Origin of the sequence: Klebsiella grimontii (assembly GCF_042137965.1) — a bacterium.
GTDB classification, from domain to species: Bacteria; Pseudomonadota; Gammaproteobacteria; order Enterobacterales; family Enterobacteriaceae; genus Klebsiella; species Klebsiella grimontii.
The window spans coordinates 1,052,702-1,074,491 of sequence record NZ_CP169721.1 but is presented as its reverse complement, the minus strand read 5'-3'; the positions used below and the strand labels follow the sequence as shown (position 1 = coordinate 1,074,491).

Below are 21,790 nucleotides of genomic sequence, written 5' to 3'. Positions count from 1 at the left end.
TGTCGGGACGCGCGCATAATCATTAAGGGAATCAGGGGATAAAAGGCGTTCAGAACGCCGGACATCGGGCGGATTGTTTAATGCCCAGCGCCAGCAATGCTTCGGCGGCTACGGCGGCGGCATGGTCGGCCACCTGCGGTAGCCCCATCAGTTCACCGAAATGGGCCCGCGCGGCAGGTCCGGAGACCAGCAGATTGGGCGCGGCCCGCCCTTCCCGGCCAATCGCCCGCGAGCGGCGATCGACGTCCAGTCCGAGGCCAAACGCGTCGGCGCGAATCAGCCCCTCCTGGCTCAGCTGGCGCAGCAGCGGCTGGCTGTTGGTGAGGGCCCCGTGCGCCGGGCCGGTAGTTAAAATAAAATGGTCAACGCTCACCCACTGCGCTTCACCGCCCCGGGGCGAGAGGGTTAGCGTCAATTTTTGCGCGTCGTCTGCCAGCGCCGTCAGCCTGGCCGCCAGCACCCGCAGGCTGCCGTCGCGCTGGCGCTGCTCAAGAATCCCGGCGACCTGGGGAGCGATACGATAGCGGTGAACGTCCCAGTAGCTGCGTAAATGACGCAGGAAGCGCTGACGATCGGCCACCGACAGCGCCTGCCAGATCTCCTGCCCCTGATTACGCACCGCGTCCAGCACCACCTGCCAGGCCTGCCCCCGCTCCGCGGCGCGGTCGATATCCCGGCGGATTTGCCGCAGCCGCTGGCGCAGCGATCCGTGGGCATACTCGCCTTCCCAAGGGTCAGCGCTGCCGCTCAGGTTGCTGCGGGAGAGGAGCCCGCGGCGTGAAAATGCCGTTATCGGCCCCCGATGTCCCAGCCGCGTCAGCGTCGCGATGGTATCCGCCATCGTCAGGCCGGTGCCCATGACCGCGACGCTCGCCTGCGGCGCGATAGCGTCCAGCACGCCCGTTCGCCAGGGGTTAGCGATGAGCGCCGGATGGGTCGCGAACGGCGTCGCCAGCGACGGCAGCGAGGGCGGCGGATGGCTGATGGCCAGCACCAGCAGATCGGCCGGCAGCCGATGACCGCCATCGGTGATAATCTCGCCATCTTTAAACCTTAGCGCCTGCTCGCGCAGATGCGTCAGACGCCCGCCGCTGGCGCTCGCCTCCTCGGCGAAACGCTGGGCGACGTAGCGGCCAAACTGGCCGCGCTGCGGATAGACAGCGCCGTCTTCCAGCAGAGCCTGCGGATCATCAGCAAAAGCAGGCTGGCTGCGGTACCAGCGGTCGAACGCGCCCTCCTCTTCCCCGGCAAGCTGCATCCGCGCCGCGGGAACGTTAATCCGATGGCTCGGTTCGGTCGTGGAGTAGGCCACGCCCGCGCCGGGCACCTCGCGCGGCTCCAGCAGCGTGACCCGCACGCCAGCCGGCGCCAGGCGCAGGAGATGAATAGCCACCGCCGCGCCGCTAAATCCGCCGCCGACGATCGCCACGTGCGGTTCAGTTTGCATAGCCCACCGCCTTCAGAAACCGCAGTAACATACGCGCCTCCTCAGCTTGCGCTGACCTGTTTCACCGGACGCTTATCGCCGCCGATAGTTTCGCCGAACGGGCCGGTATTGACGCTACGCGCCTTCGGCTGATCGTGGCCTGCCAGCGGCAATAGCGGCATGACCAGGTCAGCGAAACGATGGGCTTCTTCCAGATGCGGGTAGCCGGAGAAGATAAAATTGGTGATACCGAGCGCCTGATATTCACGAATGCGCTCTGCCACCTGCTGCGGATTGCCGACCAGCGCCGTTCCCGCCCCGCCGCGCACCAGCCCTACGCCCGCCCACAGGTTCGGCGCAATGCGCAGATTGTCGCGCGATCCTTTATGCAGCGAGCTCATGCGCGCCTGGCCGGTGGAGTCCATACGGGCAAAAATTTTCTGCGCCTGGGCGATGGTCTCGTCATCAAGGTGAGAAATCAGCCGATCGGCGGCGGCCCACGCCTCCTCTTCGGTTTCGCGAACAATCACATGCAGACGAATCCCGTACTGCAACGTGCGGCCCCGGGCGGCGGCGCGCTCGCGCACTACCGCCAGCTTTTCGGCCACCAGCGCCGGCGGCTCTCCCCAGGTCAGATAGGTATCGATTTGATCGGCGGCAACGTCGATGGCTTCCTCAGAGGAGCCGCCAAAAAACAGCGGCGGACCGTTTTCCTGTACCGGCGGAAACAGCACTTCCGCGCCTTCCACGTGGATATGCTCGCCGTGATAGTCCACCTTTTCGCCTTTCAGCAGGCGCGAGTAGACGTCGAGAAATTCGCGGGTGACCTGATAGCGTTCGCCGTGGCTGAGGAAAATACCGTCGCCTTTGTTTTCCACCGGATCGCCGCCGGTGACGACGTTAATCAGCAGCCGACCGCCCGACAGACGGTCGAGCGTCGTCGCCATCCTCGCCGCCAGCGTCGGCGGCTGCAGGCCCGGACGAACGGCCACCAGATAGCGCAGGCGACGGGTCAGCGGCGCCAGCGCCGAGGCCACCAGCCAGGAGTCCTCGCAGCTTTTTCCCGTCGGGATCAGCACACCGTAGTAGCCCAGGCTGTCGGCCGCCAGCGCCACCTGCTGCAGGTAAGGCAAATCAACCGGTCGCCCGCCCTCCGCGGTGCCCAGGTAGCGGCCATCGCCGTGGGTGGGCAGAAACCAGAACACGTTGATTTTATCGTCGGCTTTTTGCGTCATTATCGATTTCCTATATAACCATATCCGATATTTATCGAAGAGTTGTTTTAATTTGGTTATATGAGTGTTAGCGATAATCGTGCCAATGGTGAACGAAAAATTAACAAAACAAAATCAGTCAGTTAGATAAAACAGAACCGTATACCGCTGTTGCAAATGCAGCAGACAGTGCGTCCGGGCTGCGGCTTTTGCAACAGCGCGACGGGCTAGCCCTCTGGTTTCCAACCCCGGCACAGGATAAGTTCAGGGCATTAAAAGTCGGAGGTCAACCATGCTGAATCCTGAATTTCCATCCTCAACGCCCACGCTGATCGACCCGGCGTCAAAAGCGTTTCAGAGCCTGCTGGATAAACTGGCCCCCACCGAGGCGACCGTGCTGATCGTCGGCGAAACCGGCACCGGTAAAGAGGTTGTCGCCCGCTATCTGCATCACCATAGCCCGCGCCGCCAACGGCCGTTCCTGGCCGTCAACTGCGGCGCGCTCAGCGAGAGCCTGGCGGAAGCGGAGCTGTTCGGCCATGAAAAAGGGGCGTTTACCGGCGCGGTACAAAGCCATCCCGGCTGGTTCGAGGCGGCGGAAGGCGGCACGCTGCTGCTCGATGAAATCGGCGAGCTTAGCCTGGCGCTCCAGGTGAAACTGCTGCGCGTCCTGCAGGAGCGCGAAATCACCCGCGTCGGCTCACGCAAGGCCGTTAAGGTCGATGTGCGGGTAATCGCCGCCACCCACGTGGATCTGATGCAGGCCATCCGCGAGCGTCGTTTCCGCGAAGACCTCTACTACCGGCTGAATATCGCCATCGTGCCGCTGCCGCCGCTGCGCCAGCGTCGCCAGGATATTCCGGTGCTGGCGGACCATTTTCTCTCGCTCTACGCCCGCCGTCTGGGTCGTCCGATTCGCAGTCTGGCCCCGGAGACGCTGGCAAGGCTGATGGAGTACCCCTGGCCGGGCAATATTCGCGAGCTGGAGAACACTCTGCATAACGCGGTATTGCTGAGTAAAGAAGAGGAGATCGGCCCCGCCCAGCTGCGGCTGACGACGCTGAACAACGAGCCCTCGGCAGTTGGCGATAATGAACTCGACGATTTTATTCGTCGTCAGCTTTCCCTGCCGGGCGAACCGCTGTGGGAAAGGGTCACCGGGGCGTTGATACGCGGCGCGATGGCCCACAGTGACGATAATCAAAGCCAGGCCGCAGCGCTGCTCGGTATCAGCCGCCACGCGCTGCGCACGCAGTTGGCAAATTTGGGCATCATCAAAAGCCGCCGCCGTCAGGAGCCCCTCTACAGCGCGGCGGTCAAAAAGGTCTCTCGTGACCGGGAACTGCGCATCGGCTTCCAGCGCTTTGGCAATCTTGGCATCCTGAAAGCGCGGCAAAGTCTTGAGCAAGCCTTTGCCAGCCGCGGCGTCAGCGTACTGTGGAGCGAGTTCCCCGCCGGGCCGCAGCTGCTGCACGCGCTGGCCTGCGATGAAATCGATTTTGGCACCACCGGCGAAGCGCCGCCGGTTTTCGCGCAGGCCACTAACAGCGAGCTGGTCTACGTCGCCTGGGAACCGCCCGCGCCGCAAAGCGTGGCGATGGTCGTCCCGCAGCACAGCGATATTCGCACCCTTAGCGACCTGCGCGGCAAGCGTATCGCGCTGAATAAAGGCTCTAACGTGCACTGGCTGCTGCTACATATCCTGGAAGAGGCCGGGCTGGCGTTAAACGACGTCAAAGTGGTCTACATTCCGCCGAAGTACCCGCTGACCGCCAGCGATTACCTGGCGGTGGACGCCTGGATGATGTGGGATCCGCTGCTCAGCGACGCGGAATATAGCGGTGAACTACGGGTTGTCGCCAGCGGCGAGGGGCGCGTCAATAACCACCAGTTCTACCTGTCGCGCCGCGACTACGCCAGCCGCAATAGCGATATCATGCAGCGCCTGCTGGCCGAACTGACGCAAACCGGACAGTTTATCGACCAGCATCGGCAGGAAGCCGTCGGACTGCTCTCCGCCGAGCTGGGGCTTAACGCCGCTTCTCTGGCCCGAGCCCTGGCGCGCCGCAGCCATCGCCCGCGGCCGATGGATCTCAACGTGATTCGCGCCCAGCAAAGTATCGCCGATCGTTTTTACGCGCTGGGCCTTATCCACAAACCGGTATCGGTGCGCGAGGCGGTCTGGTACGGCGAGGCCACTCATAGCGATCCCCGCCCGCTGATGCACGTTGGTTAGCCGGAAACTGCGAGGCATCTTCCTGATTTCCCTGGCGCCAATAGCCTCATCCGCGCGGTGGTGTTACCCTAAAAGACGTTGAGAATAAGGGGGATCCGTGGCCGTTCATTTGCTAATCGTCGACGCACTTAATCTGATTCGCCGCATCCATGCGGTGCAGGGGTCACCCTGCGTCGATACCTGCCTGCATGCGCTCGAACAGCTGGTGGTTCATAGCCAGCCGACCCACGTGGTGGCGGTATTTGATGATGAAGACCGCGGCCACGGCTGGCGGCATCAGCGCCTGCCCGATTATAAAGCCGGGCGCGCGCCGATGCCGGAGACCCTCGAAGCGGAAATGCCGGCGCTGCGGGCGGCGTTTGAGCAGCGCGGGTTTCGCTGCTGGGCGCTCAGCGGCAGCGAAGCTGACGATCTCGCCGCGACCCTGGCGGTCAAAGTGGCGCAGGCCGGCCATCAGGCAACCATCGTTTCAACCGACAAAGGCTACTGCCAGCTGCTGTCGCCGACGATTCGCATCCGCGACTATTTCCAGAAGCGCTGGCTCGACGCGCCGTTTATCGCCAAAGAGTTCGGCGTGACGCCGGAACAGCTGCCTGACTACTGGGGGCTGGCGGGCATCAGCAGCTCAAAGGTTCCCGGCGTGGCGGGGATTGGCCCAAAAAGCGCCGCCCAGCTGTTAACCGATTTTCAGGATCTGGAAGGAATCTACGCGCGGCTGGCGGACGTGCCGGAGAAGTGGCGCAAGAAGCTGGAAGAACAGCAAGAGATGGCCTTCACCTGCCGGGAAATCGCGCGCCTGCAAACCGATTTACAGCTGGACGGCAATCTGCAGCAGCTGCGGCTGGCCCGGTAGCGTTGGGTCCAGAGAGCGCACGGCTTCCCGGAGGCGATGCTGCGCATCTGTCCGGGCTACCGCTCCGTAGACGGCGGTGAGCTCGTAGTCCGGGCTACCGGATCGCAGCCGGCGGGAAACCCGTAGCCCGGGCAAGGCGCGTCAAGCGCCGCCCCCGGGAGCCGAGCGCAGAGTCGCTGAATTTCCCGCAAGCCGTCGGCAGAAACCTTCGCTTACGGCATCACTCTTCGATACGTAATCCGTAGGTTTTGAATTTCTCCAGCACAACAGCGATGGCCTCGTCATCAAGAACCGGCACCGGATCGATAATCGCCAGGGTGCTGAGATAGAGCTGCGCCAGCACCTCGACTTCATGCGCCAGCCACAGGGCTTTCTCCAGGTTCTCTTCACAGGCGATCAGGCCATGGTGCTGCAGCAGCGTCGCTTTGCGGTTTTTCAGCGCCACGGCCACATGCTCAGACAGCTCGCGGGTACCGAACGTGGCGTAGGGCGCGCAGGGGATAGAGTTGCCCCCCGCCGCCGCAATCATATAGTGAATGGCGGGAATGGGGCGGTTGAGAATCGACACCGCCGTGCAGTGAACCGCGTGATTATGCACCACCGCGTGAGCGTCAGGGCGGGTCTGATAGGCCGCCAGATGAAAACGCCACTCGCTGGACGGCAGTTTGCCCTGCTCATGCTGACCTTCGGCATCAATATACACAATGTGCGCCTCCGTCAGCTTCTCGTAAGGAATACCCGTCGGCGTGATCAGCATTCCCCCTTGATAACGCACGCTCACGTTGCCGGCGGTCCCCTGATTTAACCCCAGCCGGGTCATTTCCAGGCAGGTATCAATAATCTGCCGGGCCAGTCTATTTCGTTCCATTCTTTACCTCTCTTTATCATGCGCAATACGACAACAGACGGCTCGCCGGATAAGACGCGCGACGCTGTTGAATAACTCGAATAATTGCCCATCATCTTCATCCCGAATAATCAGAAAGGAATTTACATTCACCGGTTCTGTGATACCCCTCACTTATTTCAGGGTAAAAAAAAGCGCTCTCTCGTTTTTGCCTGATGAAAAATGCCCGTTCTTACTAATAGATTTAAAAACGGGCATTTTGCTGATAGTTTTAACAACTGACCGTTTTCCTTATTATAAATTAAATCGGGCATTCAACCTGTGGGTTTTAGAATTAACTTTCTCAAACGGTCATGTTTTTCTGATTATTAAAGTGATGATAATCACATAAAAGCACCGAGTGGATACTAAATGTGACCGCCATCATATTAAAAGGCGTTTTTAATTTGAAAATGCCTTCATGAGTTCATTCCGTGATGTTTATTTCACTGTTGACGTCGCCGCAAGAGCTCACCTGATTATTGTGGTCTGGTGGGTATAAACCGGCCGCTGAACACGCTTCTGAACCAATGAGGATGCTATGGGAAACACAACAATACAAACGCAGAGTTTTCGTGCGGTAGAGACAGGGAAAAGCAAGCGCTACATTATTCCCTTCGCCCTGCTGTGCTCGTTATTTTTTCTTTGGGCGGTCGCAAATAATCTCAACGATATTTTATTACCACAATTTCAACAAGCCTTTACGCTGACTAATTTTCAGGCCGGGCTGATTCAATCCGCCTTTTATTTCGGCTATTTCGTCATCCCTATTCCGGCCGGGATTTTGATGAAAAAGTTAAGTTATAAAGCCGGCATTATTACCGGACTGTTCTTATATGCTTTTGGCGCCGCGCTATTCTGGCCCGCCGCCGAGGTCATGAATTACACCTTATTTCTGATTGGCCTGTTTATTATTGCTGCGGGCTTAGGGTGTTTAGAAACCGCGGCAAACCCGTTTGTTACCGTTTTAGGCCCAGAAAGCGGCGGTCACTTCCGGCTTAATCTGGCACAGACCTTTAACTCCTTTGGCGCCATTATTGCAGTGGTTTTTGGGCAAAGTCTTATTTTGTCTAATGTGCCGCATCAATCGCAGGATGTGCTCGATAAAATGGCTCCGGAGCAGCTTAGCGCCTATAAGCACAGCCTGGTGCTCTCGGTGCAAACCCCCTATATGATCATCGTCGCGGTTGTCTTACTGGTCGCTCTGTTGATTATGTTAACCAAATTTCCAGCCCTGCAGAGCGACGACCATAGTGACGCCACCCAGAGTTCCTTCTCCGCTTCCCTTGCTCGCCTGGTCCGCGTTCGCCACTGGCGCTGGGCGGTGCTGGCGCAGTTCTGCTACGTCGGCGCGCAAACCGCCTGCTGGAGCTATCTGATTCGCTACGCTATCGAAGAGATCCCCGGCATGACGCCCGGTTTCGCCGCCAACTATCTGACCGGCACCATGGTGTGCTTCTTTATCGGTCGCTTCTCCGGTACCTGGCTCATCAGCCGCTTCGCGCCGCATAAAGTGCTGGCGGCCTACGCCCTGCTTTCCATGATCCTGTGCCTGATTTCCGCTTTCACCGGCGGCCACGTGGGTCTGCTGGCTCTGACGCTGTGCAGCGCTTTTATGTCCATTCAGTATCCGACCATCTTCTCGCTGGGCATCAAAAACCTGGGGCAGGACACCAAATACGGCTCCTCTTTTATCGTCATGACCATTATTGGCGGCGGGATCGTCACTCCAGTGATGGGCTTTGTCAGCGACGCCGCCGGCAACATTCCCACCGCCGAACTGGTCCCGGCGCTGTGCTTTGCCGTCATCTTCATCTTCGCCCGTTTCCGTTCGCAAACGGCAGCTAACTAAACATTTATCCGAATAACGTGAGGAATCTGTAATGAAAAAAATCAGCTTACCGAAAATTGGCATCCGCCCGGTGATCGATGGACGCCGCATGGGGGTACGCGAGTCGCTGGAAGAGCAAACCATGAACATGGCGAAAGCCACCGCCGCGCTGATCGCGGAAAAACTGCGTCACGCCTGCGGCGCGCAGATTGAGTGCGTCATCGCCGACAGCTGCATCGCGGGTATGGCGGAGTCCGCCGCCTGCGAAGAGAAATTCAGCAGCCAGAACGTCGGCGTCACCATTACCGTCACTCCGTGCTGGTGCTACGGCAGCGAAACTATCGATATGGATCCGCTGCGGCCAAAAGCCATCTGGGGCTTTAATGGCACTGAGCGCCCCGGCGCGGTTTACCTTGCGGCGGCGCTGGCGGCGCATAGCCAGAAGGGTATTCCGGCATTCTCCATTTATGGCCACGACGTACAGGACGCCGACGACACCACCATTCCGCCGGATGTCGAAGAAAAACTGCTGCGCTTTGCCCGCGCCGGCTTAGCGGTCGCCAGCATGAAGGGCAAAAGCTATCTTTCCGTCGGCGGCGTGTCGATGGGTATCGCCGGTTCTATCGTCGATCACAACTTCTTCGAGTCCTGGCTCGGCATGAAGGTGCAGGCGGTGGACATGACCGAACTGCGCCGCCGCATCGACCAGAAAATCTATGATGAAAGCGAGCTGGAAATGGCGCTGGCGTGGGCGGATAAAAACTTCCGCTACGGCGAAGACCAGAACGCGCAGCAGTATAAGCGCAACGCCGAACAGAGCCGCGCGGTGCTGAAAGAGAGCCTGCTGATGGCGATGTGCATCCGCGACATGATGCAGGGCAACAGCAAGCTGGCGGAAAAAGGGCTGGTCGAAGAGTCGCTGGGCTACAACGCCATTGCCGCGGGTTTTCAGGGCCAGCGCCACTGGACCGATCAATACCCCAACGGCGATACCGCCGAAGCGCTGCTCAATAGCTCGTTCGACTGGAACGGCGTACGCGAACCCTTTGTCGTCGCCACCGAAAACGACAGCCTCAACGGCGTGGCGATGCTGATGGGCCACCAGTTGACCGGCACCGCCCAGGTATTTGCCGACGTGCGCACCTACTGGTCGCCGGAAGCGGTAGAGCGCGTCACCGGCCAACCGCTCACCGGGCTGGCGGAGCACGGCATTATCCACCTGATCAACTCCGGTTCGGCGGCGCTCGACGGCGCCTGCAAACAGCGCGATGCTGACGGCAAGCCAACCATGAAACCGCACTGGGAAATCAGCCAGCAGGAGGCCGACGCCTGCCTGGCGGCCACCGAATGGTGTCCGGCGATTCATGAATATTTCCGCGGCGGCGGCTTCTCCTCCCGCTTCCTGACCGAAGGCGGCGTGCCGTTCACCATGACCCGCGTGAATATCATCAAAGGTCTTGGCCCGGTACTGCAAATCGCCGAAGGCTGGAGCGTAGAGCTGCCGAAAGCGATGCATGACCAGCTCGATGCCCGCACCAACTCCACCTGGCCAACCACCTGGTTTGCGCCGCGTCTGACCGGTAAAGGCCCGTTCTCCGACGTCTACTCGGTGATGGCGAACTGGGGCGCTAACCACGGCGTGCTGACCATCGGGCACGTCGGCGCCGACTTTATCACCCTGGCGTCGATGCTGCGGATCCCGGTCTGCATGCATAACGTAGAAGAGGCGAAAATCTACCGCCCCTCCAGCTGGTCTGCCCACGGGATGGATAGCGAAGGCCAGGATTACCGCGCCTGCCAGAACTACGGCCCGCTGTATAAGCGTTAATACGGCTTTGCCCGGTGGCGCAGGCTTACCGGGCCTACAGAACCGTAGGCCGGATAAGCGCGGCGCCATCCGGCGACGTTTATGGAGTTAACGATGAAAAAAGACGTCATCCTGGTCCTCGACTGCGGCGCCACCAACGTGCGGGCGATTGCGGTTGACCGCCGGGGGAACATTATCGCCCGCGCCGCAACGACCAACGCCAGCGATATCGCCGTGGAGAACAGCGCCTGGCACCAGTGGTCGCTGGAGGCGATCCTGCAACGCTTCGCCGAGTGCTGCCGGCAGATTAGCGACCCGCTCTCATCCTGCACGGTTCGCGGCATCACGGTCACCACCTTCGGCGTCGACGGCGCGCTGGTGGATGAACAGGGCAAGCTGCTCTATCCGGTCATCAGCTGGAAATGTCCGCGCACCGCGGCGGTGATGGACAATATCAGCCGTTTTATGCCCGCGCAGCAGCTCCAGCAGATCTCTGGCGTCGGCGCATTTGCCTTCAACACCCTGTATAAGCTGATCTGGCTGAAAGAGAACCACCCGCAGCTGCTGGAGAAAGCCCGCGCCTGGCTGTTCATCTCCTCGCTTCTCAACCAGCGTCTGACCGGGGAATTCACAACCGATATCACCATGGCGGGCACCAGCCAGATGCTGGATATCCATCAGCGGGATTTCAGCACGCAGATCCTGCAGGCGACGGGGCTGCCGCGCCGCCTGTTTCCCCGGCTCGTTGAAGCGGGCCAGCAGATCGGCACGCTGCAAAGCGATGCCGCGAAGATGCTGGGTTTAGCCGTCGGCATTCCGGTCATCTCCGCCGGGCACGATACCCAGTTCGCGCTGTTTGGCGCGGGCGCGGAGCAGGATGAACCTGTGCTGTCGTCCGGCACCTGGGAAATCCTGATGGTGCGCAGCGCCCAGGTGAACACGCCGCTGCTCAGCCACTATGCGGGCTCCACCTGCGAGCTGGATAGCCAGCCGGGACGCTATAACCCGGGCATGCAGTGGCTGGCCTCCGGCGTGCTGGAATGGGTACGCCAGCTGCTGTGGACGCCTGAAACGCCGTGGCAAACGTTGATTGACGAGGCCCGTGCCCTCCCCGACGGCGCTCAGAAGGTGAAGATGCAGTGCGACCTGCTATCCAGCCCAAACGCGGGCTGGCAGGGCATCACGTTGAATACCACTCGCGGTCACTTCTACCTCGCCGCGCTGGAGGGATTAGCCGAACAGCTGGCGAACAACCTACAAACGCTGCAAAAAATCGGTCACTTTAACGCCAGCGAACTGCTGCTGGTCGGCGGCGGCAGCCGCAACGCGCTGTGGAATCAGATCAAAGCCAACAGGCTGGATATCCCGATTAAAGTACTGGATGACGCCGAAACCACCGTCGCCGGCGCCGCCATGTTTGGCTGGTATGGCGTCGGTGAATTCAGCAGCCCGGAGCAGGCCCGAGCGCAAGTGAGCTATCAGTATCGCTATTTTTACCCGCAAACCGAACCCGAACTGATTGAGGGAGTATGAGATGCTAAAAACGATTTCCCCGTTAATATCACCGGAGCTACTGAAGGTGCTGGCGGAAATGGGGCACGGCGATGAGATTATTTTTTCCGATGCCCACTTCCCGGCGCACAGCATGGGGCCCCAGGTGATTCGCGCCGACGGCCTGCTGGTCAGCGACCTGCTGCAGGCGATTATTCCGCTGTTTGAGTTAGACAGCTACGCTCCGCCGCTGGTGATGATGGCCGCCGTGGCGGGCGACTCCCTCGACCCGCAGGTGGAAACGCGCTACCGCGAGGCGCTTTCCCGCCCCGCGCCCTGCCCGGAGATCGCCCGCATCGACCGCTTTGCTTTCTACGAGCGGGCGCAAAAAGCCTTTGCGATCGTTATCACAGGTGAGCGCGCTAAGTACGGGAATATTCTTTTAAAAAAAGGAGTAACGCCGTAATCTCATGCCGGAGCGCCCGTCTGATGCGGGCGCTCAGCGAACGCCAGGGTGAGAAAAATGAAAGCGGCACGACAGCAAGCGATACTAGACCTGCTCATTAACCATAACAGCCTGACCACCGAAGCCTTATCGCTACAGCTCAACGTCAGCCGAGAAACCATCCGCCGCGATCTCAGCGAGCTCCAGTCCCAGGGGAAAGTGCTGCGTAACCACGGCCGGGCAAAAGTCATTCACCGGCAAAGCCGGGACAGCGGCGATCCTTTTCATATCCGTCTGAAAAGCCACTACGCGCACAAAGCGGATATCGCCCGCGAAGCCCTTGCGTGGATAGAAGCTGGAATGACGATCGCCTTCGACGCCAGCTCCACCTGCTGGTATCTGGCCCGCCAGCTGCCCGATATCGACCTTCACGTCTTTACCAACAGCCAGCCGATTTGCCAGGAGCTGAGCAAGCGCGAGAATATTCAGCTCACCTGCTCCGGCGGTACGCTCCAGCGAAAATATGGCTGCTACGTCAGCGCGTCGCTTATCTCGCAGCTCAAAGCGCTGGAGATCGACCTGTTCATTTTTTCCTGCGAAGGCATCGACAGCGAGGGCGCGCTCTGGGACTCAAACACGGTGAACGCCGAGTTCAAATCGCTGCTGCTTAAGCGGGCGTCGCAATCGTTATTGCTGATTGATAAGAGCAAGTTTAATCGCTCAGGAGAGGCGCGGATCGGCCATCTGGATGATGTGACGCATATTGTTTCGGACGTGTCGCAGTCATAACGGCTATTTGCAGCGCCGGATAGCGGCTTAACACCTTATCCGGCCTACAAAAGCGGGCAAACTAGCGTTCGTCGCGGCGACCGCCGACGGCAGCCCACAGGCGGCGAACGTGAACCGTTACCTCTTCGCGATCGTGATACAGCTGGCGTGCCTGGATCTGCGCGTTGATACCGTGCTCGTCGAGCTGTTCCTGGATATAGGCCAGGTTGCGCGATAGCTCTTCGTAGCGTTTTTTCATCGGCAGCTTCAGGTTAAAGATGGTTTCGCGGCACCAGCCGTTCACCAGCCACTGCGCCATCAGCGCCGCCACTTTCGCCGGCTTCTCCACCATATCGCACACCATCCACGAGATGTTGCTGCGCGTCGGGCGATACTTGAAGCCGTCTTCACGCAGCCAGGTCACCTGCCCGGTATCCATCAGGCTTTGCGCCATTGGACCGTTATCCACCGAGGAGACCCACATATTGCGTTTCACCAGCTGATAGGTCCAGCCGCCGGGGCAGGCGCCGAGATCCACCGCGTACATACCGTTCGCCAGGCGCTCATCCCACTCATCCGCCGGGATAAAGACGTGAAACGCCTCTTCCAGCTTGAGAGTCGAACGGCTTGGCGCATCGGACGGGAACTTGAGGCGCGGAATGCCCATATAGAACGGCGAGTTGTTGTTAGACAACGAATAGCCGGTGTAGCAGCAGCCCGGCGCGATAAAGAATACGTGGACCACCGGACGTTTTGGCGTTTCATAGTTGGTCAGCACGCCCGCCTCGCGCAGCGCCGCGCGCAGCGGTACCGTAAACTTGCGGCAGAACTTCATCAGCTCTTTGCTTTCGTTGGTATCGGCCACTTCCACGCGCAGCTCGCCGCCCTTCTCCACCACGCCCTGCAGCATACCGACGATCGGGGAAATCCGGTCTTCCGGCGGCAGGTCACGCAGCAGTTCGCCAACCACAAACATCTGGCGGGCAAACACCAGCGAGCTGAACGGCAGTTCGCGCACCAGCTTTTCGCCGTCTTCGGCCTGATAGCACTCAAAAATCACATAGCCGGAGTCGTCTTTGACTCGGGCAAAACCAAACACCTCAAGGCGCGAGGCCTTATCGGTAATTTCTGCTGCGCACTCTTTCTCAAACCCAGGGCGACAATAGAGGACAACTTTATTCATGAACAACGCCCTTACGTTTCAGACGAATTGCACCAATTAACATTAATACCCAACCGGCGAGGAAGCAGACGCCCCCGACCGGCGTAACGAACGCCCACAGGCGTAAATGCGAGAGCGCCAGACAGTAGAGGCTGCCGCTAAAAAGAACGGTACCGAGCGCCATAAAGACGCTGCTCCAGTAAAACCAGATGCTGATGCGGCGCTGCATCGCCACCGCCAGGCCAAAGATCGCCAGCGTATGGAATGCCTGATACTGCAGGCCGGTGTGGATCCAGCCCATTTCCGCAACGCCCATCGTTTTACTTAAAACGTGCGCGCCAAAAGCGCCCAAAGCCACAAAGATAAAACCGCTTATCGCGGCGAAAATCAGCATAAAACGGCTGGTCATGTGTTTACCCTACGATGATTTATTGTTCATAACGAAAGCGAAATTTTTCTTGTTCATTAGCCGCTTTTGCCAGAATCCACTGGCGGAAGGCGGCTATTTTACCCAGTTCTGCCTGACTGTCATGACAAACGAGATAAAACGCATTCTTACTGACCAGAACATCATTAAACGGACAGACCAAACGGCCTGCCTCAATCTCGGACTGCGCCATCACATTGTTGGCCAGCGCGACCCCCTGTCCATGGATTGCCGCCTGCAGCACCATTGCGCTGTGGCTAAAGATAGGTCCCTGTTGAACATTGATATGGTTTAGACCCAACTGACGGGTATAAGTTTGCCAGTCGCGGCGGGAAGCGTCGTGCAGCAGGGTATGTTGCGCCAGATCGGCAGGCGTTTTCAACGCTTTATCACCGGTGAGCAACAGCGGGGAACACACCGGGAGCAGATATTCGGCGTACAGTTTTTCCACCCGCAGCCCCGGCCAGTTGCCGCGGCCGTAAAAAATCGCCACGTCGACATCGTCGGCCAGCTTATCTTCCTGACGGTCCACGGCCTGGATTCTGACGTCGATTCCCGGATAAGCTGAGTTAAAGCTTGTGAGTCTCGGCACCAGCCACTGAATGGCAAAACTGGGGAGCATACTGACGGTTAAGGCCCCTTTTGCGCTTCGCGCCTGAAGCTTGCGGGTCGCCTCGGTGAGCTGCGAGAAAATCTCTTTAATATCCTGAAAATAGCTCTGCCCCTCCTCTGTCAAAAGAAGAGAACGATTGCGTCGACGGAACAGCTTGAGGCCGAGGAAATCCTCCAGGGACTTGATTTGGTGGCTGACTGCGGCCTGCGTCACAAAAAGCTCATCGGCGGCGCGAGTGAAGCTAAGATGACGGGCGGCAGCATCAAAAACACGTAATGCATTCAGAGGTGGCAAACGCTTGGACATAGTTATTCTGGCTTAGATGTTAAGGCAATTTAACAAACAGGAAACAATAGTTAACCTATTAGTTTTTTTTATCTGAGCTATTATAATTTGTCCGTTGAGCTTCTACCAGCAAATACCTATAGTGGCGGCACTTCCTGAGCCGGAACGAAGAGCTTTTTTTGGAATGCGTGTTCCAACAAGCTTTTGGCTTACGGTTGTGATGTTGTGTTGTTGTGTTTGCAATTGGTCCGGGTTTGCGGACCATGGTAGCGAAGCTACCCCTTTTCACTTCCTGTACATTTACCCTGTCTGTCCATAGTGATTTAATGTAGCACCGCACTGCGCGGTGCTTTTTTTTGCCTGCTAAAAACCAATTACTTATCCAGCTCTCCCAGCTGTTTTACATCAGAACGGTTGATCTGCTGCTTGTTACCCCAGGCATCTTTGTACGAAATCATGCCAGTATCATTATCCGTTTGCGGTTTTCCGTCGGTCACGATGGTGCGCCCATCGTTGGTATGCATCACGTAGTTAGAGGAGCAGGCGCTCAGGCCGAGGGTCAGCACACAGGCAGAAATAATTGCGGCAGTCTTATTCATTTTCATCTTTCTCTCCTTTCGACTATTTATACTGTTTATGATTCGTTCTGTACCAGGTTAAAACGCAAACCCAACACTATTCAGCATAACCATCTTTTACCCCCCCGAAGTCATATTCAGAAAATTCCAGTCGTTAGCACAAACCTTGTATCACCCGCCGATTTGCGCGACGATCCTGGTATCGATACGAGGAATCTCATGAACGCATTCAACCCCGTCCAATTTCGCGCCCAGTTCCCGGCGCTGGCCGACGCCGGCGTCTATCTTGATAGCGCCGCGACAACGCTCAAACCGCTGGCGGTCATTGAGGCCAGCGACCAGTTCTATCGCCTCAGCGCCGGCAACGTCCACCGCAGCCAGTTCGCCGCCGCCCGGCAGCTAACCGAACGCTATGAAAACGCGCGCGAACGCGTGGCGGCGCTGCTTAATGCCCCATCCGGCGAAGATATCGTCTGGACGCGCGGCACCACCGAAGCCATTAATATGGTGGCGCAGAGCTACGTGCGCCCGCGGCTGAAACCCGGCGATGAGATTATCGTCAGCGAAGCGGAACATCACGCCAACCTGGTGCCGTGGTTAATGGTTGCAGAGCAAACCGGCGCGCGGGTGGTGAAGCTGCCGCTGGCGGGCAACCGTCTGCCGGACGTGGCGGCGCTTGGCGCGCTCATCACGCCGCGCAGCCGGGTGCTGGCGATTGGCCAGATGTCCAACGTCACCGGCGGCTGCCCGGACCTGGCGCTGGCGATTCGCCAGGCCCACGCTGCCGGGATGGTGGTAATGGTCGACGGCGCGCAGGGGGCGGTGCATTTCCCGGCGGACGTCCAGGCGCTGGATATCGACTTTTATGCTTTTTCCGGCCATAAGCTCTACGGGCCGACCGGCATCGGCGCGCTGTATGGCAAACGCGAACGGCTGGCGGAGATGTCGCCGTGGTTCGGCGGGGGAAAAATGATTACCGAAGTCACCTTCGACGGCTTCAAAACCCAGCCCGTCCCCTGGCGCTTCGAGGCCGGGACGCCAAATATCGCCGGGGTGATTGGCCTGAGCGCGGCGCTGGAGTGGCTGGAGGAGACGGATATCGCGCAGGCGGAAAACTGGTGCCGCGGCCTGGCCACGCTGGCGGAAGACGAGCTGGCGAAACGTCCGGGCTTTCGCTCGTTCCGCTGTCAGGACGCCAGCCTGCTGGCGTTTGATTTTGACGGCGTTCACCATAGCGATATGGTGACGCTGCTGGCGGAATCGGGTATCGCGCTGCGCGCCGGTCAGCACTGCGCTCAACCACTGCTGGCGGCGCTTGGCGTCAGCGGCACTCTGCGGGCCTCCTTCGCGCCTTATAATACGCAAGACGATGTTTACGCGCTGGTGCACGCCGTTGACCGCGCTCTGGAAATTCTGGTGGACTAATGACGACTTCTCACCCTTTTGGAACCCGCATCACCGAAGAGACTTTACGCCAGACGTTTACCCCGCTCAGCCAGTGGGAGGATAAATACCGTCAGCTGATTTTACTGGGCAAGCAGCTTCCCGCGCTGCCGGACGACCTGAAAGCGCGAGCCAAAGAGATTGCCGGGTGTGAAAACCGCGTCTGGCTGGGATATTCCGTTGATGCCGAGGGCAAGCTGCATTTCTTCGGCGATAGCGAAGGCCGTATCGTGCGCGGCATGCTGGCGGTGCTGTTGGCCGCCGTTGAAGGTAAAAGCGCCGCCGAGCTGCTGGCGCAGGATCCGCTGGCGCTGTTTGATGCGCTGGGGCTGCGCGGCCAGCTGAGCGCCTCGCGCAGTCAGGGACTCAACGCCCTGAGCGAAGCGGTGCTCGCCGCCGCCCGCGAGGTTTACGCTCTTTGAAGTAGCCCGGACAGGCGCAACGCGCCGCCTCCGGGGAAAGCGCCTGCTGCGGAAAGACATTTTTGCGATGGCGCCCGTGAACAATCCCGGAGGCGGTGCTGCGCACCTGTCCGGGCTACCGTCTTGCCGCAATGAGGGCCTACGCCGTCAGCCGCTCCGCCTTCGCCAGCATTTTCTTCAGCGCGTGGGAGACGGCGACAAAACCAAAGGTCGCGGTTACCATCGTCGCGGCGCCAAAGCCGGATGCGCAATCCATTCGCTTCGGCCCCTCAGCGGTGCTTTTCATCGCGCACACGCTGCCGTCCGCCTGCGGATAAACCAGCGCTTCGGTGGAAAACACGCAATCCACGCCGAGCTTACCTTTGCTGTTCTTCACCACCCCGAACTGGCTCTTCAAACGCTCGCGCAGCTTTGCCGCCAGCGGATCCTGGATGGTTTTCGCCAGATCGGCGACCTGAATTTGCGTCGGATCGATTTGCCCGCCCGCGCCGCCGGTGGTCACCAGCGGAACCTTATGGCGACGACAGTAAGCGATTAGCGCCGCTTTCGGGCGCACGCTGTCGATGGCGTCAATCACGTAGCTAAAGCCAACGCCAAGATACTCGGCGACGTTTTCCGGGGTGACGAAATCGTCCACCACCGTGACCCGGCACTCGGGGTTGATCAGGCGAATGCGCTCCGCCATCACCTCGGCTTTCGCCAGGCCAACGTTACCGCCAAGCGCGTGGATCTGACGGTTGGTGTTGGTCACGCAGACGTCATCCATATCGATAAGGGTAATCGCGCCAATCCCGGTTCTCGCCAGCGCTTCCGCCGCCCAGGAGCCCACGCCGCCGATGCCGACCACGCAGACGTGCGCGTCGGCAAAACATTGCAGCGCCTTTTCACCATATAAACGCGCCGTGCCGCCAAAACGCTGGCGCCAGGCATCGCTGATTACAACAGACATAAAACCTCAGAATAAGTGGATATTCCCGGGCCGCGGCGCAAGCGCCTTACCCGGGCTACCGTAGCCCCGGTAAGCGCAACGCGACCGGGGAAAAGAACGTGAATACTAGCCGCTAAAGACGTTGCCCGCGCCCGGCGCGTTTTTCAGCACCCATACGCGGCCATAGTGGTTATACCAGCCGGCACGGTGTCCGGCATCCGGACCAATGCCCTGGTAAATATCGAAGTGCTGGCCTTTAATCGCGCCGCCAACGTCGAGGGCCACCATTAAACGCAGCTCGTACTGGCCGTTGAACTTGCCGTTATTGTCCAGCAGCGGTACTTCCGCCAGCAGCGTGGTGCCAGCAGGAACAATGGAACGGTCGGAGGCCACCGACGCGCGGCCAATCAGCGGCACCGCGCTGGCGCCTTTCACCGGCGCGAAGGACTGCGGTTTAAAGAAGACGAACGACGGGTTCTGCTCCAGCAGTTCTCGGACTTCCGCCTCGCTGTGCTTTTCGCCCCATTCGCGGATCGCCTGCATCGACATATCTTCGCGCTTCACTTCGCCGCGGTCGATCAGCACTTTACCGATGCTGTAATAGGGCCAGCCGTTTTTCCCGGCATAGCTGAAGAAGTTCAGCGGCGAACCGTCGCCAAAGTCAATGTAGCCGCTGCCCTGCACGTCCATGATGAAGTTATCCATCAGCGAGTTGCTATAGGCCAGGATGTAGTTGTCGCTCAGAGCGCCGGCGTAGATGCTGGCGCGGGACGGCAGCTTGCCGCGCTTCGGCGGCATCCGGTAAATCGGGTACTGGAACTCGCCCTGGCGAGTATGACGCGCCTGCACCACCGGCGTGTAGTAGCCGGTAAACTGAACGTTACCGTAGTTATCCGTCCCCTGCATCTGCCAGGCGTCGATACCAAACTGGCTCAGCGTGCGGGTGTCGCCGCCGGAACGCAGCCACTCCTGAATCGCATTGTAGACGTTGCTCTGGCTGGTATAGAGACGCGGAGAGGCGCTACGAATCTGCCTCACCTGCTCGGAGAAGTCGCCGGCGTTAATCGGCGAGCCGACCGCATCAGGTTGGTTAACCAGTGAAAACGGCTGGGTGAGTTTACCTTCATTATACTGCTGACCGCGATCGGTCGGTTTTGAGGAACAGGCGGCCAGCATTGCCAGCATCGCGCCTGTTACTGCATATTTTGCCCAACGTCCTTTCATGGTATCTCTTCTTTATGCTGCTAAGCCCGGGTGCGTGATGAAGATAACAAACCGCCAGGGCTAATGAAATGCGCTTAGGCACCGCAAAGGCAGTTTTGCGCAAAAAACAGGCGGGAAGTGCTTCTGTATGCACCATTTTTTACAAAATCGACGATTTCTGTCAAAAAGGGTTGCATCAAAACGTTAGCGGAGTATAGTGCGCTTCCACGGACGCGGGGTGGAGCAGCCTGGTAGCTCGTCGGGCTCATAACCCGAAGGTCGTCAGTTCAAATCTGGCCCCCGCAACCAATTAAAATCAGAGAAGTAACGTTACTCGATGGAAGAGTAATGACGGACGCGGGGTGGAGCAGCCTGGTAGCTCGTCGGGCTCATAACCCGAAGGTCGTCGGTTCAAATCCGGCCCCCGCAACCAATTAAAATCTGATGCAAGTTTACTCGATGAAGAGTAAAGACGGACGCGGGGTGGAGCAGCCTGGTAGCTCGTCGGGCTCATAACCCGAAGGTCGTCGGTTCAAATCCGGCCCCCGCAACCAACATCATAAACACCCTCAAGGGTGTTTTTTTGTTTCTGCGCTCCGCAAAATCTTATGCCTGATTCAGGGAACGGCGCAGCGCCGCTCCCTAATGCCTTTCTCAGCCCTTCGGCAAAACAATATTGCTCGCCGCCAGCATGCCCATCTCGTGGTACATCGCGCAGGCCGCTTCCACGATCGGCATCGCCAGCGCCGCGCCGCTGCCTTCGCCCAGACGCATCCCCATATTCAGGTAGGGCTCCAGTTCGAGATGCATCAGCGCCGTACGCGCGCCCTTCTCCGCCGAATAGTGGGACGGGATTAGATAGGGTTTCACTTCCGGCGCAATTCGGCACGCCGCCAGCGCCGCCGCGTAGGAGAGGAAGCCGTCGAGCACCACCGGCAGGCCGCAGGAGGCCGCGCCCAGCATCACGCCCGTCATCCCCAATAAATCAAAACCGCCCACTTTCGCCAGCACGTCCAGGCCATCATTCGGGTCGGGTCGATTGACGGCAATTGCCCGACGCACCACCTCCACTTTGTTAGCGACTTTCGCCAACGGCAGATTAGCGCCAATCCCCACCACCTCCTGGGCATCGCTGCCGGTCAGGACGCTGACAATCGCCGCCGCCGGGGTGGTATTCGCCATCCCGAGCTCCCCGACGCCGAACAGCGTCACGCCATCCTGCGCCAGCCCTCGGGTATAGCGCATCACCTCCAGCAGCAGCTCTTCCGCCTGGCCGCGGCGCATTGCCGGACCGACGGCGATATTGCCGCAGCCGCGCGCCACGCGCATGTTGATAACGCCCGGAATAAGCTCGGCATCGATCCCGACGTCAATGACGTGCACCTTCGCGCCCGCCTGCGCCGCCAGTACGCAAACGCCGGTTTTGCCTAGCGTCATATTCGCCGCCTGAATCGCGGTGACCGCTTTCGGCGAGATGGCGACCCCTTCGTCCCACACGCCGTGGTCGGCGCACATCACCAGCAGCGCCTTCTTTTTCACCTGCGGGACGCCGTCAAGGCCGGGCATGCCCGCCAGCTGTACGGCAAGATCTTCAAGGCGTCCAAGGCTTCCGGGCGGCTTCAGCAGGCCGTCAATATGAAGCCGGGCGCGCACCATCGCGTTTTCATCAGGCGCAGGGATCGCACCCAGTAGAGAGGTTAAGCTTTGCATAGAGGTTCTCGTCATGTTGGCTGGCTCAGGGCAGAGCCAGCAGGAAGAATAACTCCCGGTAC

19 protein-coding genes and 3 tRNA genes are annotated in these 21,790 nt (G+C 59.4%); 12 read left to right on the top strand and 10 right to left on the bottom strand.

Features of this window, described 5'->3' with window-relative positions; all coding sequences use genetic code 11:
- Window positions 1-49: 49 nt before the first annotated feature.
- Together ACE3MN_RS05220 and ssuD are read right to left on the bottom strand one after the other, a co-directional pair.
- A complete protein-coding gene (locus tag ACE3MN_RS05220) occupies window positions 50-1,447 on the bottom strand; it encodes an FAD/NAD(P)-binding protein (protein ID WP_102650038.1) in 1,398 nt (465 codons plus the stop codon).
- A gap of 41 nt (window positions 1,448-1,488) precedes the next feature.
- The gene (gene ssuD, locus ACE3MN_RS05215; protein ID WP_004870076.1) at window positions 1,489-2,661 is read right to left on the bottom strand and encodes an FMNH2-dependent alkanesulfonate monooxygenase; all 1,173 of its coding nucleotides are present in this window, start codon (window positions 2,659-2,661) and stop codon (window positions 1,489-1,491) included.
- A 271-nt stretch (window positions 2,662-2,932) separates the two neighbouring features.
- Between ssuD and ACE3MN_RS05210 the strand changes: the two genes are divergently transcribed.
- Both ACE3MN_RS05210 and xni read left to right on the top strand, forming a co-directional pair.
- Window positions 2,933-4,876 carry an aliphatic sulfonate ABC transporter substrate-binding protein gene (locus tag ACE3MN_RS05210; protein WP_375364279.1) on the top strand — a complete coding sequence of 648 codons (1,944 nt, stop codon included), beginning with the start codon at window positions 2,933-2,935 and terminating at the stop codon, window positions 4,874-4,876.
- A gap of 97 nt (window positions 4,877-4,973) precedes the next feature.
- Window positions 4,974-5,729 (top strand): flap endonuclease Xni, encoded by a 756-nt coding sequence (gene xni, locus ACE3MN_RS05205; RefSeq protein ID WP_004124395.1) that lies wholly within the window; start codon window positions 4,974-4,976, stop codon window positions 5,727-5,729.
- 220 nt (window positions 5,730-5,949) lie between these two features.
- Here xni and fucA read toward each other — a convergent pair whose 3' ends face one another.
- Complete coding sequence (gene fucA, locus ACE3MN_RS05200) at window positions 5,950-6,597, bottom strand: L-fuculose-phosphate aldolase (RefSeq protein ID WP_004124398.1); 648 nt, start codon at window positions 6,595-6,597, stop codon at window positions 5,950-5,952.
- 559 nt (window positions 6,598-7,156) lie between these two features.
- Between fucA and fucP the strand changes: the two genes are divergently transcribed.
- The 5 genes from fucP to fucR all read left to right on the top strand — a co-directional run bounded on the left by fucP (window position 7,157) and on the right by fucR (window position 12,978).
- The gene (fucP, locus tag ACE3MN_RS05195) at window positions 7,157-8,467 is read left to right on the top strand and encodes an L-fucose:H+ symporter permease (RefSeq protein ID WP_004870069.1); all 1,311 of its coding nucleotides are present in this window, start codon (window positions 7,157-7,159) and stop codon (window positions 8,465-8,467) included.
- A 31-nt stretch (window positions 8,468-8,498) separates the two neighbouring features.
- Window positions 8,499-10,274: an L-fucose isomerase gene (gene fucI, locus ACE3MN_RS05190; protein ID WP_004870066.1), complete on the top strand. Its 1,776-nt coding sequence runs from the start codon at window positions 8,499-8,501 to the stop codon at window positions 10,272-10,274.
- Between the two features lie 93 nt (window positions 10,275-10,367).
- Complete coding sequence (gene fucK, locus ACE3MN_RS05185) at window positions 10,368-11,786, top strand: L-fuculokinase (RefSeq protein ID WP_004870061.1); 1,419 nt, start codon at window positions 10,368-10,370, stop codon at window positions 11,784-11,786.
- A gap of 1 nt (window position 11,787) precedes the next feature.
- Complete coding sequence (gene fucU / locus ACE3MN_RS05180; protein ID WP_024358518.1) at window positions 11,788-12,210, top strand: L-fucose mutarotase; 423 nt, start codon at window positions 11,788-11,790, stop codon at window positions 12,208-12,210.
- 57 nt (window positions 12,211-12,267) lie between these two features.
- Window positions 12,268-12,978 (top strand): L-fucose operon activator, encoded by a 711-nt coding sequence (gene fucR / locus ACE3MN_RS05175; RefSeq protein ID WP_102650039.1) that lies wholly within the window; start codon window positions 12,268-12,270, stop codon window positions 12,976-12,978.
- Window positions 12,979-13,039: 61 nt separating this feature from the next.
- Here fucR and rlmM read toward each other — a convergent pair whose 3' ends face one another.
- The 4 genes from rlmM to ACE3MN_RS05155 all read right to left on the bottom strand — a co-directional run bounded on the left by rlmM (window position 13,040) and on the right by ACE3MN_RS05155 (window position 16,043).
- Window positions 13,040-14,140 (bottom strand): 23S rRNA (cytidine(2498)-2'-O)-methyltransferase RlmM, encoded by a 1,101-nt coding sequence (rlmM, locus tag ACE3MN_RS05170; protein ID WP_004124420.1) that lies wholly within the window; start codon window positions 14,138-14,140, stop codon window positions 13,040-13,042.
- A complete protein-coding gene (locus ACE3MN_RS05165; RefSeq protein ID WP_004105073.1) occupies window positions 14,133-14,528 on the bottom strand; it encodes a DUF423 domain-containing protein in 396 nt (131 codons plus the stop codon). The genes rlmM and ACE3MN_RS05165 overlap by 8 nt, the downstream gene beginning before the upstream one ends.
- A gap of 19 nt (window positions 14,529-14,547) precedes the next feature.
- The gene (gene gcvA, locus ACE3MN_RS05160) at window positions 14,548-15,465 is read right to left on the bottom strand and encodes a glycine cleavage system transcriptional regulator GcvA (RefSeq protein WP_004114967.1); all 918 of its coding nucleotides are present in this window, start codon (window positions 15,463-15,465) and stop codon (window positions 14,548-14,550) included.
- A 353-nt stretch (window positions 15,466-15,818) separates the two neighbouring features.
- Window positions 15,819-16,043, bottom strand: coding sequence for a YgdI/YgdR family lipoprotein (locus ACE3MN_RS05155; RefSeq protein ID WP_004132801.1), 225 nt, complete (start codon window positions 16,041-16,043; stop codon window positions 15,819-15,821).
- A gap of 198 nt (window positions 16,044-16,241) precedes the next feature.
- Between ACE3MN_RS05155 and csdA the strand changes: the two genes are divergently transcribed.
- Together csdA and csdE are read left to right on the top strand one after the other, a co-directional pair.
- Window positions 16,242-17,447, top strand: coding sequence for a cysteine desulfurase CsdA (csdA, locus tag ACE3MN_RS05150; protein ID WP_004132800.1), 1,206 nt, complete (start codon window positions 16,242-16,244; stop codon window positions 17,445-17,447).
- Window positions 17,447-17,887, top strand: coding sequence for a cysteine desulfurase sulfur acceptor subunit CsdE (gene csdE, locus ACE3MN_RS05145; RefSeq protein WP_004132798.1), 441 nt, complete (start codon window positions 17,447-17,449; stop codon window positions 17,885-17,887). The genes csdA and csdE overlap by 1 nt, the downstream gene beginning before the upstream one ends.
- A 139-nt stretch (window positions 17,888-18,026) precedes the next feature.
- Here the strand turns inward: csdE and tcdA are convergent, their stop codons facing one another.
- Window positions 18,027-18,836, bottom strand: coding sequence for a tRNA cyclic N6-threonylcarbamoyladenosine(37) synthase TcdA (gene tcdA, locus ACE3MN_RS05140; protein WP_004133704.1), 810 nt, complete (start codon window positions 18,834-18,836; stop codon window positions 18,027-18,029).
- Between the two features lie 105 nt (window positions 18,837-18,941).
- Window positions 18,942-20,039 carry a murein transglycosylase A gene (gene mltA / locus ACE3MN_RS05135; RefSeq protein WP_004124438.1) on the bottom strand — a complete coding sequence of 366 codons (1,098 nt, stop codon included), beginning with the start codon at window positions 20,037-20,039 and terminating at the stop codon, window positions 18,942-18,944.
- A 211-nt stretch (window positions 20,040-20,250) separates the two neighbouring features.
- On the opposite strand from mltA, the gene ACE3MN_RS05130 reads away from it, so the two are divergent.
- From ACE3MN_RS05130 to ACE3MN_RS05120, 3 genes are all read left to right on the top strand, one after another.
- Window positions 20,251-20,327 (top strand) — tRNA-Met (locus ACE3MN_RS05130).
- A 47-nt stretch (window positions 20,328-20,374) separates the two neighbouring features.
- Window positions 20,375-20,451 (top strand) — tRNA-Met (locus ACE3MN_RS05125).
- Window positions 20,452-20,495: 44 nt separating this feature from the next.
- Window positions 20,496-20,572: transfer RNA gene (locus ACE3MN_RS05120), tRNA-Met, on the top strand.
- A gap of 100 nt (window positions 20,573-20,672) precedes the next feature.
- On the opposite strand, the gene cobT is transcribed toward ACE3MN_RS05120, so the two are convergent.
- A complete protein-coding gene (gene cobT / locus ACE3MN_RS05115) occupies window positions 20,673-21,728 on the bottom strand; it encodes a nicotinate-nucleotide--dimethylbenzimidazole phosphoribosyltransferase (RefSeq protein ID WP_024358521.1) in 1,056 nt (351 codons plus the stop codon).
- Window positions 21,729-21,790: the final 62 nt, after the last annotated feature.

What these genes read in the sequence shown, in the direction of transcription:
- ssuD (WP_004870076.1), bottom strand. Translation starts at nt 2,661, where the DNA reads ATGACGCAAAAAGCCGACGATAAAATCAACGTGTTCTGGTTTCTGCCC.
- fucP (WP_004870069.1), top strand. Translation starts at nt 7,157, where the DNA reads ATGGGAAACACAACAATACAAACGCAGAGTTTTCGTGCGGTAGAGACA.
- tcdA (WP_004133704.1), bottom strand. Translation starts at nt 18,836, where the DNA reads ATGTCTGTTGTAATCAGCGATGCCTGGCGCCAGCGTTTTGGCGGCACG.
- gcvA (WP_004114967.1), bottom strand. Translation starts at nt 15,465, where the DNA reads ATGTCCAAGCGTTTGCCACCTCTGAATGCATTACGTGTTTTTGATGCT.
- rlmM (WP_004124420.1), bottom strand. Translation starts at nt 14,140, where the DNA reads ATGAATAAAGTTGTCCTCTATTGTCGCCCTGGGTTTGAGAAAGAGTGC.
- fucR (WP_102650039.1), top strand. Translation starts at nt 12,268, where the DNA reads ATGAAAGCGGCACGACAGCAAGCGATACTAGACCTGCTCATTAACCAT.
- ACE3MN_RS05210 (WP_375364279.1), top strand. Translation starts at nt 2,933, where the DNA reads ATGCTGAATCCTGAATTTCCATCCTCAACGCCCACGCTGATCGACCCG.
- ACE3MN_RS05165 (WP_004105073.1), bottom strand. Translation starts at nt 14,528, where the DNA reads ATGACCAGCCGTTTTATGCTGATTTTCGCCGCGATAAGCGGTTTTATC.
- ACE3MN_RS05220 (WP_102650038.1), bottom strand. Translation starts at nt 1,447, where the DNA reads ATGCAAACTGAACCGCACGTGGCGATCGTCGGCGGCGGATTTAGCGGC.
- cobT (WP_024358521.1), bottom strand. Translation starts at nt 21,728, where the DNA reads ATGCAAAGCTTAACCTCTCTACTGGGTGCGATCCCTGCGCCTGATGAA.
- ACE3MN_RS05155 (WP_004132801.1), bottom strand. Translation starts at nt 16,043, where the DNA reads ATGAATAAGACTGCCGCAATTATTTCTGCCTGTGTGCTGACCCTCGGC.
- fucA (WP_004124398.1), bottom strand. Translation starts at nt 6,597, where the DNA reads ATGGAACGAAATAGACTGGCCCGGCAGATTATTGATACCTGCCTGGAA.
- fucI (WP_004870066.1), top strand. Translation starts at nt 8,499, where the DNA reads ATGAAAAAAATCAGCTTACCGAAAATTGGCATCCGCCCGGTGATCGAT.
- csdA (WP_004132800.1), top strand. Translation starts at nt 16,242, where the DNA reads ATGAACGCATTCAACCCCGTCCAATTTCGCGCCCAGTTCCCGGCGCTG.
- fucK (WP_004870061.1), top strand. Translation starts at nt 10,368, where the DNA reads ATGAAAAAAGACGTCATCCTGGTCCTCGACTGCGGCGCCACCAACGTG.
- mltA (WP_004124438.1), bottom strand. Translation starts at nt 20,039, where the DNA reads ATGAAAGGACGTTGGGCAAAATATGCAGTAACAGGCGCGATGCTGGCA.
- fucU (WP_024358518.1), top strand. Translation starts at nt 11,788, where the DNA reads ATGCTAAAAACGATTTCCCCGTTAATATCACCGGAGCTACTGAAGGTG.
- csdE (WP_004132798.1), top strand. Translation starts at nt 17,447, where the DNA reads ATGACGACTTCTCACCCTTTTGGAACCCGCATCACCGAAGAGACTTTA.